Genomic DNA, 15,212 nt, shown 5'->3' on the forward strand with positions numbered 1-15,212 from the left:
AACGATCCCATGACCGACGACATCCCCATCCTGTCCGCCCCGCCGCCCGAACACTGGGACGAAAGCTTCGCCCAGGGCCTGGTCGGCAAGCTCATGCTGGTCAACCTGACCTTCCTGGACGCCGACGGCGAGCTGGAGGGGCGCGAGGCGTTCTACGGCGTGGTGATCACCGCGCACGCGGAGGAGGGGATCCTGCTCGACCTGCTGGGCCCACAGGATGGCGACACCACGACCCTGCCGCCCCAGACCTCGAACATCACGGCGGCCAAGCCGGGCCTGTACCCGCTGAGCGGCGGCGAGACGGTCGAGAACCCCGACTTCCTGTCGAGCTGGACGATCGCCGGGCCGGAAGAGCCGGCGAACGATCCCGAATAACCCTCTCCCATGGGGAGAGGGAGGGACCCAAGCGAAGCTTGGGAGGGTGAGGGGGTTCTGCCTTTGACGGCGTGCCGGCAGGGCGCTCTGAGAAAACGGTGAGGGTGTAACCCCTCACCCTCCCACGCCTTCGGCGCGGGCCCCACCCTCTCCCTCTGGGAGAGGGTGTCTTTAAGCCTGGTCGAAGGGAAACGGCAGCCGGCCGGCCTTGAACAGGATCACCGGGTTCTCGTCGTAGTCCCCCAGCTCGACGTCCGCCGAGGCCGCGAACGCCACCACGCCCTCGCGGATGGGAGCCAGACGCTCGGCCTTGCGGCGGGCTTCCTCGGCGTCCTTGCAGCCGACCTGCTGCTCGGCCTTCAGGCCCTTGCCGCGGCCGGCCTTGTAGGCTTGGACGATGTAGACGGTTTCTCGGGCCATCCTCATCCAGGCGACCTGTTTGGCGGCGAGGTCAAGGCTCGGAGAAGATTGATCCCCAAGGACGATGGTTGAAGACTCTGCGCGCCGGTTCAGGAAAACTGATTTCCCGATCCGACGGGAAGCGGGCAATACCCGACCCGATTAATCGCCTTAACGGAGCCGTTCATGGTCGCTCGCCGCGCCCTTCTCGTCAGCCTCGCCGTGCTGAGCCCCCTTTTCCTGGGAATGACGGCCTGCGGCAGGAAGCCCGCCGCCAGCGCCGGCGACACCCTGACCGTCGCCGCCACGGCCATCCCGCACGCCGAGGTCTTGGAGTTCATCCGGCCGAAGCTGGCCGCCGAGGGGCTGAAGATCGAGGTCAAGGTCTTCAACGACTACGTCCAGCCCAACACCCAGGTCGCCGAAAAGCGCATGGACGTCAGCTATTTCGAGACCCTGCCGTACCTGGAAACGTACAACACCGACAAGGGCACCAACCTCGTGCCGGTGATCGGCGTGCACATCGAGCCGATCGGGGCCTATTCGCATCGCCACAAGACCATCGCCGACCTGCCCCAGGGCGCGACCGTGGCCATCCCCAACGACGCCAGCACCGAGGACCGGGCCCTGCGCCTGCTCGCCCGGGGCAATGTCATCGCGCTGGACACCAGCAAGAAATCGCTGAGCCTCAAGGATATCAGCGGCAATCCCAAGGGCCTGAAGTTCAAGGAACTGGAGGGCGCGACCCTGCCGCGGACCCTGGATCAGGTCGACCTGGCGGTGATCAACACCAATTACGCCCTCGACGCCAAGCTGGACCCGTCCAAGGACGCCCTGCTGATCGAGGACAAGAACAGCCCCTATGTGAACTACCTGGTCGCTCGTCCGGACAACAAGGACGATCCGCGCGTCCAGAAGCTGGCCAAGGCCCTGACCTCGCCCGAGGTGAAGGCGTTCATGGAGAGGAAGTACCACGGCGCGGTGGTGCCGGCGTTCTAGGCTGACAACGATTGGGGACACACACGCATCCAACGGTGCGTGATTGCTGGGCAAGACGCGGGAACGCGTGTGTGTCCCCGTCAGCATCCACGCCCTTAAGTAGAACGCTCGCTGGCGCCGTCTGACATTTCACCTTACATATCAGGCTCGCTTTCCATCGGAGCCCCGCCTTGCGACAGTTCATGGCCCCTGACGACGCCCTGGCCAGCGGCCAAACCGCTGGGGGCCGCGACCGGATGCTGGTTCTGGACATCTGTTCGTCCTCGGGGCTCGAGGACTGGTCGCCCGACCTGCAGAAGGCCAAGGTCTACGAGCGCATCCTGCTGGACCTGATCCTGGGCCGCCTGGCGCCGGGCGCGCGCCTGGACGAGCAGTCGCTGGCGGCCCGCTACGACGCCGGCCTGGCCGGGGTGCGCGACGCCCTGGGGCGGCTGGCCCTGGAGGGGCTGGTCATCCGCCGGGCCCGGTCGGGCACCACCGTCGCCCCGCTCGACCTGGTCGAACTGCGTCAGGGCTACGAGGCCCGCGCCCTGATCGAGCCGCACTGCGCGGGCCTGGCCGCCCGGCACGCCAGCAAGGCCGAGGCCGAGGCCATCCGCGCGGCCTTCGACGGCGGCGAACAGGCGGCCCGCGAACGCAACCTGCCCGCCCTGGTGGCCATGGATCAGCGCTTCCACGCCGCCGTCGCCCGAGCGGGCGGCAACCTGGCCCTGGCCCGCATCCTCATCCCCCTGCAGCACAAGGCCGCCCGCTACTGGGTGTTCTCGTTCGGCGCGGCCACCGAGGCCGAACTGATCGCCGACGTCGAGCAGCACCGCGCGGTGGCCGACGTGATCGCCACGGGCGACGTCGAGGGCGCCAGGCTGGCCATGATGCGCGTGCTCAACATCATGCCGGAAGCGACCCGGCCGATGGTTCAGGGCTGAGTGCGCGGCTGACGCCCCCTCCGTCACGATGCGTATTCGCATCGCGCCACCTCCCCCGCGATGCGGGTGAGGAGGATGCGGCGCTGTTCTTCTCCTCACCCGTGCAACGGGGGAGGTGGCGCGTCGCTAGCAGCGACGTGACGGAGGGGGCGTCCCGCCGCACTGATTGCTTTCCTAATTGGCGCCTCAATATAATTCCTTCTGAAATGTCACATAACGTTTTGACGAACGTTGCGTAACATCCCATTTGCTAGCTCCACCGCCGCTTCCTCGGCGGGCCTTGGAGCTCCCGCGATGTCGATCCGCGCCTTCCTGCTGGCCTCCGCCATGACCTTCGGCGTCCTGACGCCGGGGCAGGCCCTGGCCGAGGATACGCCCCAGGCCGACGCCGTCGACGAAGTGATCGTCCTGGGGCGCGATAAGGCCGGCCTGCTTGAAAAGCAGCCGAGCACCACGGTGTTCGGCCTGGAAAAGTCGCTGCTGGAGACGCCGCGCTCGGCCAGCTTCGTCAGCGACACCACGCTGCAACGGTTCGGCATCGAGACCATCGACGGCCTGACGGCGGTGTCGCCGGGGACCTACACCGCCAGCTTCTACGGCGTGCCCGGCGCGCTCAACATCCGCGGCACCCTGGCCGAGAACTATTTCCGGGGCTTCAAGCGGGTCGAGAACCGCGGCACCTACTCGACCCCGATCGGCGGCGCTGCCCGGATCGAGATCGTGCGCGGACCGCCGACGCCGATCTACGGGGCCGGCAAGGTCGGCGGCATGCTGAACTTCATTCCCAAGTCGGCGCGCGACGAGGGGCGGTTCCTGACCGACCCCAAGGGCGAGATCACCGCCACCTTCGGGGCCTATGACAAGAAGAACGTCACCGGCCAGGTCGCCCTGCCGGTCAAGCTGGGATCGGCCGACGGCGGGGTCTACGCGTATGGCGAGCTGGACGACTCAAAGAGCTTCTATCGGGGCCTGCATCCCAAGCGGCAGCTGGCCGAGGTCTCGGCGGACTTCGACCTAAACAATGGCTGGAGCACCGCTTTCGGCGGCATGGTCTATCACTCGACCGGCGACATTCAGACGGCGGGCTGGAACCGCCTGACCCAGGACCTGATCGATCACCGGACCTACACCACCGGCCGCGACACCACCCTGGTCGACGCCGACGGCAACGGCCGGCTGACCCCGGGCGAGGTGGGCTTCTACCCGTACGGCAGCGCGCTCTACATTCCGTACTACGGCTTCCCCGCCACCGACGCCAACCACACGCTGGACACCGGGGTGGGCACGACCAAGCTCGACCCGCGCACGGTCCATGTCAGCGGCGCCGACTTCTCCAAGACCTGGACCAACACCTTCTATTTCGACCTGGCCAAGCGGTTCGACGACGACAGCCTGCTGAAGCTGCAGCTGTTCTATGACGACCAGGAAAACAAGCGCTTCGTCTCGTACGGCTACCCGGCCTGGTTCGACAGTTCGGTCTGGGAGGCGCGGGCCAGCTACGCCTTCGCCCGCGACTTCGGCGGGGTGGCGACCAAGACCATCGCCGGGGCCAGCTATCGCGCGTTCGACGGCCGCCGGCGCGAGAGCTTCAACAGCGGTATGATCGCCATCGACCGCCGCGACATCAGCCATGGCGCGACGGCCACCGACATCATCGACAGTCCGTTCAGCACCGAGCCGGCCGGGGCCCAAGGGCTGGACTGGGAGAACGACAACAAGAGCACCTGGCGCCAGACGGGCCTGTTCTTCACCAGCGACGTCAAGTTCGGCCAGCGCCTGACCCTGACCCTGGGCGGCCGCTACGACTGGTACGATGTGGCGGCCGAGGACACCGGCTTTCTGCCGTTCACCGTTGCGGGCCGCCAGACCGACGATCGGGGGAAGGCGACCTACAGCGCCAGCCTGACCTACCAGACCCCGCTCGGTCTGATGCCCTATGTCAGCTACGCCAAGGCCTCGGCCCTCGAGGTCAGTCAGGCGGGCGACATCGCCCCGGGCCTGGTCGCCGACGGCTCGTGGCTGTCGAACAGCGACCTGGCCGAGGCGGGGGTGAAGTTCCAGCTGCTGCGCGGGACCCTGGTCGGCTCCCTGGCCGGCTATCGCCAGAACCGCACCCAGCTGTCGGGCCTGACGCCGGTGGTGCAGGGCACGCGGGCCAAGGGCGTGGAGCTGGAGATCCGCTGGCTGGCTTCGGAGCATCTGAGCTTCACGGCCACCGGCAACAGCCAGCACACCACGGTGAAGGGCCCGGACCAGTCGTTCCAGTACATCCCGGCCTATACGGCTGGGGTGTCCGGGGCTCAGGGCTATGGCGGCAGCTATGTGGTCTGGACCTTCAGCAGCCTGCCGGGCCGGGCGGGCGACTACGACTACACCCTGATCCCCAAGTCGGTGGTCAGCCTGTACGGCGCCTACACCAGCGATCCGCACGACTGGGGCTCGGCCGGGGCGACCCTGGGCGTCACGCACGTGACCAAGACCTCGGGCACGGTGCAGCACGCGGTGACCTATCCCGCCTACGCCGTGGTCAACGCTTCGGCCTACATCGCCCGCGGGCCGTACACCGCCGAGCTCAACGTCGATAATCTGTTCGACACGCTCTATTTCACCCCGGACGCCGACACCTATGCCAATCTCGCGGCCTTGCCCGGCAAGGGGCGAGAATGGCGCGTGACCCTGAAGCGGACGTTCTGATGACCGAGCTGTCGATCTCCCGCGCCGCGACCCACTGGCGCCCGTGGCTCCTTGTCGCCGTCTTCAGCCTGCTGCTGTTCCTGATCACGGCGGCGACCTATTCGTCGCTGGGCGTGGTGATCCCGGCCATGGTTCCGGAGCTGGGCTGGAGCTGGGAGCACGCGTTCCTGGGCTTCACGATCCTGGGGGTGTTCACCGGCCTGTCGTCCTGGCTTCCGGCGCTGCTGATCCGCAGGATCGGGGTGCGCGGCGCGATCCTGGTGGGCGTGGCGGTGATGGCGGGGGGGCTGGCCTGCCTGTCGCGGGTTCACGCCCTGCCGATCTATTTCCTGGGCACGGCCCTCTGCGGGATCGGCTTCCAGATGGCGGCCCTGATTCCCGGCACCCACGTGCTGTCGGCGATCTTCAAGGAACGGGCCCTGCCGTTCGGAATCTATTTCACCTTTGGGGCCCTGGGCGGGGTGGCGGGGCCGTGGATGGTGGTCAGCGTTCTTGGCGCCACCCACAACGACTGGCGGCTCTACTGGGCGCTGCAGGCGGCGGTCGTCGGCCTGGTCGGTCTGGCCTGCGCCGTGGCCGTCGGCGGGCCGCGCTGGCTGGAGCAGGCCGGCGCCGCCCTGGACCGGGAGCTGGACGCCGAGGCCAAGGCGGGCAAGACGCCTTCCGGCGTCTATCACACCGATCACGAGTGGAGCGTCCGAGACGCGGTGCGCACGCCGCAGTTCTACGTGCTGCTGGCCGCCTATTTCAGCCACCTGCTGGCGGGCATCAGCGCCGCCAGCCTGACCCAGGCCCACCTGACCCAGCTGGGCGTCGCCGGCGCGGTGGCGGCGGGCATGCTCAGCCTGGAGGGCGGGATGCAGGTGATCGCGCGGCTGGGGGGCGGGGCGATCGGCGACCGGATCGACCCGCGCTGGCTGCTGGTGTTCGCCCAGGGTCTGCTGGTGGTCGGGCTGCTGGCCCTGTCGCGCGCCACGACGCCATGGCTGCTGACGCTGTACGCGGTCGGCGTCGGGGTCGGCTTCGGCCTGACCGTTCTGGCCGTCAGCCTGCTGCTGCTGAACTATTTTGGCCGGCGCAACAATGTCGAGCTGTTCTCCCTGACCTGTCTGGTCGGGGCGGTGTCGGCCGCGGGGCCGTTCATCGGCGGCGCCATCCGCGACCGCGTCGGCTCGTTCACCCCGGCCTTCCTGCTGTTCGCGGCCCTGACGGCGGTGGTGTTCCTGGCGGCGCTGTTCATGCGGCCGCCCGTGAAGGCGCGCTGAGCGGCGCGCAAAAGAAAAGGCCGCCCCGACGAGGTCGGGACGGCCTTTTCCGGTCTTTGGAAGCTTTAAGCTTAGAACGCGGCCTTCAGGGACACGGTCACGGCCGAGCCGTAGAGGCTCTTGCCGAAGTCGTGGCTGTCGGTGTCCGAGTAGCGCAGGTCGGCGGTCAGGTGGTCGGTGATCGCGGCCGAGACGCCCAGGTTCCAGGTGACGTAGTCGTTTTCCACGCCCGAGAAGTAGCCGTCGGCGTCGACGGTCTGGAAGCCCACGGCGCCGCTCAGGGTCAGCTTTTCGCCGATCGGGGCCGAGCCGTTGGCTTCGACGTAGATGGCTTCACCGCCGTCCGACGGGAACTCCGGCGAATAGTAGCCGGCGACGCCGAACGTAGCGGGACCGAACGCCTTGGAGGCGGCGGCCTTGACTTCGAAGTAGCTGTACGAGCCCGGGATGCCGTTCTTGTCCTTGGTGTAGCCGTAGTAGACCACGCCGAGGTCCAGGTTCACGTCGCCCACGACCGGCTTCACGCCGGCGTAGACGTCGATTTCTTGGTCGGGGTTCGGGGTGCCGAAGTCGACGTTCGAGGTCCAGACGCCCGCATAGCCGATGCCGTAGGTGGCGTCGATGCCGCCGAAGATCTGGCCCTTGTTGTTGGTGTTGCTGATGCCGCGGAAGATGTAGTCGCTGGCCACGCCAACATTGTACGAGAGCTTCAGCTCTTCAGCCATCGCGGCGCCGCTCATGGCGACCGAAGCAGCGGCGGCGACCAGCGCCAGTTTCAGAAACTTCATGTGTTCTATCCCCTTGATTTCGTTTTGCCGACCGAAGGGTGTGGAGCCTTCGACGTCCAGCGACGCCTGCAAGCGTGTTTGGGCACAACAGGAATAGTTGTCGGCTGCGCCCTAGTTGCAATCACAGTGGTCAAATCGCCAGCACAAACGGCGCCCTTGGCACAAAGAATGGGCGAAGTGTGACGATTTTGCTTCAGAAGTGGCGTTGGGCGCCACAGTGTCAAAGGATCGTTTGTTTGAGCTTTACCTGCGGCTTTAGCGCATCGCTAGACTCGCTCCGCCCAAGTGCAGTCCGGCGTCCACCAACAGCGTTTCGCCGGTGATGTGCCGCGAGTCGGGGGAGGCCAGGAACACCGCGGACCCGGCGATGTCCTCGGCGGTCGAGGCGACCTTCAGAGGCGTGGCGGCGGCCGCGCCGGCGCGCAGACGATCGACGCGTTCGGCGTCCATGGCCTTGCCGAACCACGGGGTGTCGATGAATCCCGGGCAGACGGCGTTCACGCGGATCCGCGGCGCCAGGGCCCGGGCCAGCGACAGGGTCATGGTCGTCAGGGCGCCCTTGGAGGCCGCGTAGGGCACCGACGAGCCGTTGCCGACCACGCCGGCGATCGAGGCGGTGTTGACCACGGCGCCCGGCTGGGGCGCGGCCTCCAGCAGGCTGCGGGCGGCGCGCACCATCTGAAAGGCGCCCACCACATTGACCGCGTAGAGCCGCAGGAAGTCCTCGGCGTCGACCGCGTCGAGGTCGGCGTGGTTGGGGGCGAACTTGGTCACCCCCGCATTGTTGAACAGCGCGTCGATTCGGCCCGTGCCGGCCGCCGCCTGGGCGATGCGGCGACAGTCGGCGTCCTGGGCCACGTCGCCTTGGACCAGGACGGCCTTGGAGCCTTCGGCCTCGATCAGCCGCGCGGTCTCCTCGGCCTCCCGCGCGCTGCTGGCGAAGTTGACGACCACCAGGGCCGCGCCGCGCCGCGCGGTCTCCACCGCCATGGCCCGGCCCAGGCCGGTGGAGGCGCCGGTGACCACCACCGTGAAGCCGTCGAAATCGCGTCCGCTCATGGCGTCTTCCTGTCCCAACATCTGTTTGATGCGACGATAGCGACGTCGCGCGCGCTTGTCTCGTCGGGGCGCGGGGCCTAGATGACCGCCCATGACCGAACTTCATGTGACCCAGCTGGGCCAGGTGGTTGAGCCCGCCGCCAGCCCCGACCAGGCCGTTCTCGAGCGCGTGCCCAACCCGCAGAGCGACGTGACCTATCTGGCCCGCTTCGTGGCCCCGGAATTCACCTCGCTGTGCCCGGTGACCGGCCAGCCGGATTTCGCGCATCTGGTGATCGACTATGCGCCGGGCGACTGGCTGATCGAGAGCAAGTCGCTGAAGCTCTATCTGACCAGCTTCCGCAACCACGGCTCGTTCCACGAGGACTGCACGGTCAAGATCGGCCGCAAGATCGTCGAGATCGCCCAGCCGCGCTGGCTGCGGATCGGCGGCTACTGGTATCCGCGCGGCGGCATTCCCATCGACGTGTTCTGGCAGACCGGCCCCGCGCCGGAGGGGTTGTGGGTTCCCGACCAGGGCGTGGCGCCCTATCGCGGCCGCGGCTGATCGGCTCGCGAACGCCGAAATGAAGAGGGGCGCGTCCAGGCGGACGCGCCCCTTTTTCCTTGCGCCTAGCGTGGAGGCGGCGCCGGCGGCGGGGTCGGGACCGCGGGCGGTCGCCGGCCCGGCGGTTGCACGGGGCGCGCCGGGCCGATCAACTTGCGGAAGCTGATCCGCACCGTCCGGCCGATCGGGTCGCGATAGTCGGGCTGATAGGCTTGGGGCGTGAGGCCCAGGCGGTCGTGGACGTCCTGGCGGGTGTCGAACAGGTTCTGGGCCTGGAGCTGCACCCGCGCGCCGCGCAGCCACGGATGGGCCCGCAGCAGGTCGGGTCGCGCCGACAGGTCCGCGAACAGGTTCAGGCTGACGGTCGACAGGTCGCCGAAGAACAGATCCTTGTCCGCGCTCGCGCCGTTGAGACGATAACCGCTGCGCCAGCTGCCGTTCAGGAAAGCGCCCATGCCGCTTTTGGAGACGCCGGCCTGGAGCTGGACCTCATGCTCGGGGCTCGCGCCCGAGCCGCCGTTCAGGCGATCGATGATCGGCAGGCCGTCGCGGATGGTGATCTCGTCCCGCAGTTTCCAGGTGTGATAGAGCGAGACCTGGAATTGGCCCTGGCCGGGCCGCGGGCCACGGAAACCGGCGCCGCCACGGAAGCCGCCGCCCCCGCCGCCTCCACCGCCGCTCGCGCCAGGACCGCCGCCGGGGGGCGGGCCGGGAGGCGGGCCGCCCCCACCGCGGCCTGGGAACTGGAAGCCCCCTGGGCGCGGCTGGCCGAACGGCCGCGACAGGTTGAAGCCCCAGCGAACCTGCTGCTGCTCGGTCTTGGCGTAGTTCACCGGCCGGGAGTCGACGGAGATCAGATTGCCGTCGGCGTCGCGGCGGATCCGGTCGGGGAAGGCCTGCTCGATGTCGGCGGTGATGGCCGGGAAGTTGTTGGTCGAATCGTCGACCCGCGTGGCCGTGTAGTTGGCGTTGATCTGCAGGTTGGTCTTGGCGTCCCTGGGCAAGGGCCTGATGTTGACGCCCAGCCTCACCACCTGCCGGCTGTCGGACAGCAGGTTCGGGTTGCCGCCTTCGATGCGCGTGGCCAGCACGGTCCGATTGTTCTTGAAGTCGAAGATCGAGACGTTCGGCGTCGAGAGGATCGGATCGTTCAGTTGCGAGGCGCTGGGGGCGCCCTGGTCGTCGCTGTAGCTGAGGATGAAACTGACCGGATCGATCGGCGTCCAGTTGGCGCCGGCGCCCAGGGTGGTCAGGCCGCCGAAGTCCGAGACCTCCTCGTACTGGCCGTTGAAGTTGACCGACAGGTCGCCCAGGAACGGCAGCACGCCCTGGGCGCGGTTGGCGATCGGCACGCTGATGCTGGCCTGGAGGTCGCCGCTGGTGCGCGAAATGTCGCGATCGACCACCAAACCCGCGCGGGTGCTCCGCGAGTCCTGGTTCTGGGTGTTGGCGCCGGCCTTGAAGGTGGTCGACACCTTGCCGGCCGGAGCCCGCAGAAGCGTCCCGACCAGGACCACCTCGCCGTTGGCGTTGTTCGAGGTCGAGTGGGCGGTGTCGGGCGAGGTCCGGGCCAGCAGCTGCGACGGGATGTTGCCGAACGGATTGAGCGTCGGGTCGCCGGCCGCGACCCCGGCCGCGAAGGCCGACGCGTCCAGGCCGCGCCCGGTGGTGGTTTCGCTGGTCGAATAGACGTAGCCGCCGGTGGCGGTCCAGCGCCAGTCCTTGATCCGGCCGTTGGCCGCCGCCGTCGCGGTGGCCTTCTGGGTGTCGACCTTGCGGGTCATCGAGACGTAGTCGTCGGCGTAGCGGAAGAGCTGGACGTCCTGGGTGAACGGCGAGAACGGATTGCCGTCGGGCACGACCACGCGGATGCCGGGCAGGCCCAGATAGCTGAGCGTGCTGGTGTCGTCGAAGCCGCCGGTGATCGTGGCCATCGACGATTTGCCGAGCGGGCGGGTGACCGCGCCGGTCAGGCTGGCGGTGGTGTTCTCCGGCGCCAGGCTGCGCCAGGACGTTAGGTCGTCGACGGCCGGCAATCCGGCGTCGGCGGCGAAATCGGCCAGGGTCGGCGCGCCGAGCGCCGCCGAGGCGGGCACGGGCGTGATGGTGACCGGCGCCCCGACCAGGGCGGTCAGGGCCGGGTCGATCGGCAGGAAACCGGTGAGGGTGCTGTTGGGGTCGTTGGCCGGGGCCCTGAGTCCGGTGACGTTGCCGGTCAGGTCGTAGGGCTGGCCCGACGGCGTCCGCACGATGTCGCGCTCGGTCTCGAACAGCGGCGTGTCGTGCGAGAGCTTGCCGTTGAACAGCCAGCGCTGGTCGCCCTGAACGCGGAAGAGCGTGCTCTGCAGGTCGGCGCTGGTGCGCCCGCCCGCTGTCGCGCCTTTCAGGCCGGCTTCGTTGGTCAGGGCGCGGAAGCGGCGGCGCAGAACGAAGTTCACCACCCGCTGGTCGGCGCGGTAGCCGTAGGTCAGGGACACCGCCTCGGGCAGGATCTCCATGCGCTCGATGGCTTCGGGCGGGATGTCGCGGACTTCCTGAAAGCCCGAGGTGCGGCGACCGTTGATCAGGACCACCGGCTGGCCGTCGCCCCGGCTCGAGCTGGTGCGCAGCTGCGGCTCGAGGAAGGCCATCAGCTCCGAGATGCTGCCGGCGCTGTAGGCGCGGATCTGGGCGGCGTTGAGCGTCAGGTCGGGCTTGACGTCGCCCTCGACCGAGCCGCGCGGCTTGCCGGCCACGACCTCGACCGCGTCGACCTCGGCGGCGTACGGGTCGACTTCGGCCCCCGCGGGCTGCTGCGGCGTCTGCTGGACCTGAGCCGCCGGTTGCTGCTGCGCGGGCGCGGCTTCGGGCGCGCCTTCGATGGCGGCGGTCATGCCGAGAATTAACAGAGAGAGCGTCATAAACCCCGTCGGCCGAAAAGTTTTGGTCGGCGTGTAGATACGCAGACATGGTCGAGCTTGGCCTTAGGCAACACAAGGCCAGATGACAAGTTACGATGCTTAAGGCCGATTTGATGCAGGACTGTTACATTCGATGTCATGGCTGATGCATGACGAAGCTTGCACTCAACAAGTCCCACGCCTTGGGACTAAAGACTAGGCTGGTGGCGATTCTACCGCGTCATCTGCCATTTCGGGGCGGAAATCGCCCGGACAAAGACGCCGGACCGATGCGGAAACGCAACAGCGGGCGATGGGATGCTCAGTCAGCTGACCATTCGGTGGTGATCGCCGCCACGTCGGGCCGCGCACGCTCCTGCGGGGCCTCGGTCGAGGTTCCCAGATAGAGGAAGCCCGCCACCAGCTCGCCGTCCGCGACGCCGAGAACGGCCTTGGCGCGCGGGTCATAGGAATACCAGTCGGTGATCCAGTTGGCGCCCCAGCCCATGGCGGCGGCGGCCAGCAGCATCTGCTGACAGACGGCGGAGGCGCTCTGGCGTTGCTCCCATTCGGGGATCTCGCCGGGGATGTAGCGCGAGATCACCGCCACGGCGACCGGCGGCCGGGTCAGCTTGCGCAGCGCCGCGTTAGCCTTGACCGGATTGGCCTGGCTGTCGGCCAGGGCGGTGATCTTCTCGGCGAAGACGTCCTTGGCCGCGCCCCGCAGGATCACGAACCGCCAGGGCGACAGCTTGCCGTGGTCGGGCACCCGGGCGGCCAGGCGCAGCAGATCGGCCAACTGGGCGTCGTCGGGACCCGGCCCGGTCAGGCTCATGGCCGACGCCGAGCGCCGCTTGGCCAGGAAGTCCAGCACCGCCTGCGACGGCTCGATCGGCAGCACTTCGCCAAATTCGGGGGCAGGGGGAACGAAACCGGTCAAGACGACCTCCAGGAACCAGGCCCGGAGACCGTTCCGGTCTCCAGATTTTTTGTTTGGCGCATTTTCTTCACGCGAACCGGAATCCACTTCGCTCGAAAATGCTCTAGAGCCAGCACACCTATGGCCGAGCCTCGGCCGCCACAAGCCGCGAGCCGCTCGCATGACCGATAAACCGACCTGGTTGAAGCCGCACGGGACGCCGTGGCGCGTGACCAGCGAAACGCTCGTCTACGACAATCCCTGGATCACCCTGACCGAATATCAGGCCGTCGCCCCCACCGGCCGGCCGGCGCTCTATGGCAAGGTCGGGTTCAAGAACCGGGCGATCGGGATCGTGCCGCTGCATGCCGACGGCACGGTCACCCTGGTGGGCCAGAACCGCTTTCCGTGCGACAACTACAGTTGGGAGATCCCCGAAGGCGGCGCGCCGCTGGACGAGGATCCGCTGGACGGCGCCAAGCGCGAATTGGCCGAAGAGGCCGGTCTGGAGGCCGCCGACTGGCGCCTGATCCTGACCATGGAGCTGTCCAACTCGATCACCGACGAGTTCTGCCACGGCTATCTGGCCCTGGACCTGACGTCGACGGCCAAGGCGCCGGACGAGACCGAGGACCTGGCGGCGGTCCGCGTCCCGTTCGGGGAAGCCCTCGACGCGGCGGTGTCCGGCCACATGCCGGACTCTTTGACAGTGGCTTTACTGCTTCGGGTGCACCATATGGCGGTGAAGGGCGAGCTGCCGGCCGACCTGGCGCGACTTGTGCTGGCTTAGGCGCGTTCCTAAATGGCGAACGGTTTCGCGGCTTGGCCGTTGAAATCGAAGAGCGTCTGGAGCATTTCCAAAAAGGATGCTCTATAAGAGACGTAGGCGAGGGAGATCCCGGTGGCCAAGCATCTAGAGGTCGTGACGCAGGAAGCCACGCCGCCCGTCTGGGCCGCGCTGCGCAATCAGGCCGAACATGCCGCCAAGGCCGAGCCGGCCCTGGCTTCGCTGCTCAACGCCGTGATCCTCAGCCACGACAACCTGGCCGACGCCCTGACCTTCCAGCTGGCGCGCAAGCTGGGCGACCAGGAGATGCGGGCCATGACCGCCCGCGAATTCGCCGCCGACGCCTTTGAAAGCGATCCGTCGCTGGTCGCCGCCGCCGAGGCCGACCTGATGGCGGTGTTCGAGCGCGACCCGGCCACCAAGGGCTATGTCCAGCCGTTCCTGTTCTTCAAGGGCTTCCTGGCCCTGCAGACCCATCGCGTGTCGCACTGGCTGTGGGCCCAGGGCCGCGAGACCCTGGCCTTCTACCTGCAGAGCCGGGCCAGCGAGGTCTTCCAGGTCGACATCAATCCGGCCGCCCGCATCGGCCAGGGCGTGTTCATCGACCACGGCACCGGCATCGTCATCGGCGAGACCGCGGTGGTCGGCGACGACGTCTCGATGCTGCACGGCGTGACCCTGGGCGGCACCGGCGCCGAGCGCGGCGACCGCCACCCCAAGATCGGCCGCGGCGTCCTGCTGGGCGCGGGCTCGAAGGTGCTGGGCAACATCACGATCGGCGACTACGCCAAGATCGCCTCGGGCTCGGTGGTGCTCAAGCCCGTGCCGCCGCACTGCACGGCCGCCGGCGTGCCCGCCCGGATCGTCAATTGTCCCACCTGCGACGAGCCGGCCCGGACGATGGACCATACGCTGGCCGACGTGGTCTATGACTACGTGATCTGATCCTCTCTGCGCGCCGATTTGCCTTCCGGAGACGCCTCGTCTAGAGGCGAACCGTCGTTCCGAGGGGAGGAAGGCATGACGGACACCGTGGCTTCAGCGCGATCGCCGCGCTTTCACCGTCTGATCTGGCTGATGCCGGCGGCCTATGCGCTGCATATCGTCGAGGAGCACCGAGGCGGTTTCGCGGCCTGGGTCACGCACGTCGTCGGCGGCGAGATGAACGATCTGGCCTTCGCGCTGAACAACGCCGCCTTCATGGCGATCCTGCTGGCGCTGGTGGTCTGGACCGCCGTCTCCAAGTCCCGGCTGGCGACCTTCCTGCTGATCGTGTGGTCCAGCGGCAACCTGTTCTGGGACGCGCTGTTCCACGTCGTTCTGACCCAGGCCTTGGACCGGTATTCGCCGGGCCTGGTCACGGCGGCCCTGCTGTATGTTCCGATTTCGCTGGTCGTCGCCCAGCTCGCGCTGGGCGAACGCCTGCTGACCCCGCGCGCCTTCCTGGCGGCGACCGCCCTCGGCGCGGGGCTGATGGGCTTGGTGATCTGGTGCGGACTGTTCCACTTCGCCGTCTGACGGCCGTCCCGCCCAGCAAAAAGGGCCGCTCCCGGAGGAGCGGCCCTTGATCGTCTC

Annotated in this window: 14 protein-coding genes; 9 read left to right on the forward strand and 5 right to left on the reverse strand. The window is 68.0% G+C overall.

The features are described from left to right. Positions 1 to 9 precede the first annotated feature (9 nt). Complete coding sequence (locus tag ASD38_RS20035; RefSeq protein WP_056442631.1) at positions 10 to 375, forward strand: hypothetical protein; 366 nt, start codon at positions 10 to 12, stop codon at positions 373 to 375. Between the two features lie 171 nt (positions 376 to 546). Here ASD38_RS20035 and ASD38_RS20040 read toward each other — a convergent pair whose 3' ends face one another. Further along, the gene (locus tag ASD38_RS20040) at positions 547 to 795 is read right to left on the reverse strand and encodes a hypothetical protein (protein ID WP_156390805.1); all 249 of its coding nucleotides are present in this window, start codon (positions 793 to 795) and stop codon (positions 547 to 549) included. A 165-nt stretch (positions 796 to 960) separates the two neighbouring features. On the opposite strand from ASD38_RS20040, the gene ASD38_RS20045 reads away from it, so the two are divergent. From ASD38_RS20045 to ASD38_RS20060, 4 genes are all read left to right on the forward strand, one after another. Continuing rightward, complete coding sequence (locus tag ASD38_RS20045; protein WP_056462839.1) at positions 961 to 1,773, forward strand: MetQ/NlpA family ABC transporter substrate-binding protein; 813 nt, start codon at positions 961 to 963, stop codon at positions 1,771 to 1,773. A gap of 200 nt (positions 1,774 to 1,973) precedes the next feature. Continuing rightward, positions 1,974 to 2,699 (forward strand): GntR family transcriptional regulator, encoded by a 726-nt coding sequence (locus tag ASD38_RS20050; protein WP_442856979.1) that lies wholly within the window; start codon positions 1,974 to 1,976, stop codon positions 2,697 to 2,699. A gap of 294 nt (positions 2,700 to 2,993) precedes the next feature. Beyond that, on the forward strand, positions 2,994 to 5,393 hold the full coding sequence (locus ASD38_RS20055; RefSeq protein WP_056462840.1) for a TonB-dependent siderophore receptor: 2,400 nt from the start codon (positions 2,994 to 2,996) through the stop codon (positions 5,391 to 5,393). Then, positions 5,393 to 6,658, forward strand: coding sequence for an MFS transporter (locus tag ASD38_RS20060; RefSeq protein WP_056462844.1), 1,266 nt, complete (start codon positions 5,393 to 5,395; stop codon positions 6,656 to 6,658). The genes ASD38_RS20055 and ASD38_RS20060 overlap by 1 nt, the downstream gene beginning before the upstream one ends. Positions 6,659 to 6,729: 71 nt before the next feature. Here the strand turns inward: ASD38_RS20060 and ASD38_RS20065 are convergent, their stop codons facing one another. Both ASD38_RS20065 and ASD38_RS20070 read right to left on the reverse strand, forming a co-directional pair. Further along, the gene (locus ASD38_RS20065) at positions 6,730 to 7,446 is read right to left on the reverse strand and encodes a TorF family putative porin (protein ID WP_056442615.1); all 717 of its coding nucleotides are present in this window, start codon (positions 7,444 to 7,446) and stop codon (positions 6,730 to 6,732) included. Positions 7,447 to 7,701: 255 nt separating this feature from the next. Continuing rightward, a complete protein-coding gene (locus tag ASD38_RS20070) occupies positions 7,702 to 8,526 on the reverse strand; it encodes an SDR family NAD(P)-dependent oxidoreductase (RefSeq protein WP_162250239.1) in 825 nt (274 codons plus the stop codon). A 70-nt stretch (positions 8,527 to 8,596) separates the two neighbouring features. Here ASD38_RS20070 and queF point away from each other — a divergent pair, with 70 nt between their 5' ends. Then, positions 8,597 to 9,052: a preQ(1) synthase gene (queF, locus tag ASD38_RS20075; protein ID WP_029907399.1), complete on the forward strand. Its 456-nt coding sequence runs from the start codon at positions 8,597 to 8,599 to the stop codon at positions 9,050 to 9,052. Between the two features lie 65 nt (positions 9,053 to 9,117). Here queF and ASD38_RS20080 read toward each other — a convergent pair whose 3' ends face one another. Continuing rightward, positions 9,118 to 11,925, reverse strand: coding sequence for a TonB-dependent receptor (locus ASD38_RS20080; RefSeq protein WP_235523908.1), 2,808 nt, complete (start codon positions 11,923 to 11,925; stop codon positions 9,118 to 9,120). A gap of 328 nt (positions 11,926 to 12,253) precedes the next feature. After that, positions 12,254 to 12,871: a nitroreductase family protein gene (locus ASD38_RS20085; RefSeq protein WP_056462850.1), complete on the reverse strand. Its 618-nt coding sequence runs from the start codon at positions 12,869 to 12,871 to the stop codon at positions 12,254 to 12,256. Positions 12,872 to 13,031: 160 nt separating this feature from the next. Here ASD38_RS20085 and ASD38_RS20090 point away from each other — a divergent pair, with 160 nt between their 5' ends. The 3 genes from ASD38_RS20090 to ASD38_RS20100 all read left to right on the forward strand — a co-directional run bounded on the left by ASD38_RS20090 (position 13,032) and on the right by ASD38_RS20100 (position 15,155). Then, positions 13,032 to 13,640, forward strand: a complete 609-nt coding sequence (locus ASD38_RS20090) for an NUDIX domain-containing protein (RefSeq protein ID WP_056462853.1) — start codon at positions 13,032 to 13,034, stop codon at positions 13,638 to 13,640. Positions 13,641 to 13,751: 111 nt separating this feature from the next. Then, positions 13,752 to 14,582: a serine O-acetyltransferase gene (cysE, locus tag ASD38_RS20095; protein ID WP_056442604.1), complete on the forward strand. Its 831-nt coding sequence runs from the start codon at positions 13,752 to 13,754 to the stop codon at positions 14,580 to 14,582. Between the two features lie 75 nt (positions 14,583 to 14,657). Further along, positions 14,658 to 15,155 carry an HXXEE domain-containing protein gene (locus ASD38_RS20100; RefSeq protein WP_056462856.1) on the forward strand — a complete coding sequence of 166 codons (498 nt, stop codon included), beginning with the start codon at positions 14,658 to 14,660 and terminating at the stop codon, positions 15,153 to 15,155. The last annotated feature ends 57 nt before the right edge of the window (positions 15,156 to 15,212 follow it).

This window comes from Caulobacter sp. Root487D2Y (assembly GCF_001427165.1).
Classification (GTDB): Bacteria; Pseudomonadota; Alphaproteobacteria; order Caulobacterales; family Caulobacteraceae; genus Caulobacter.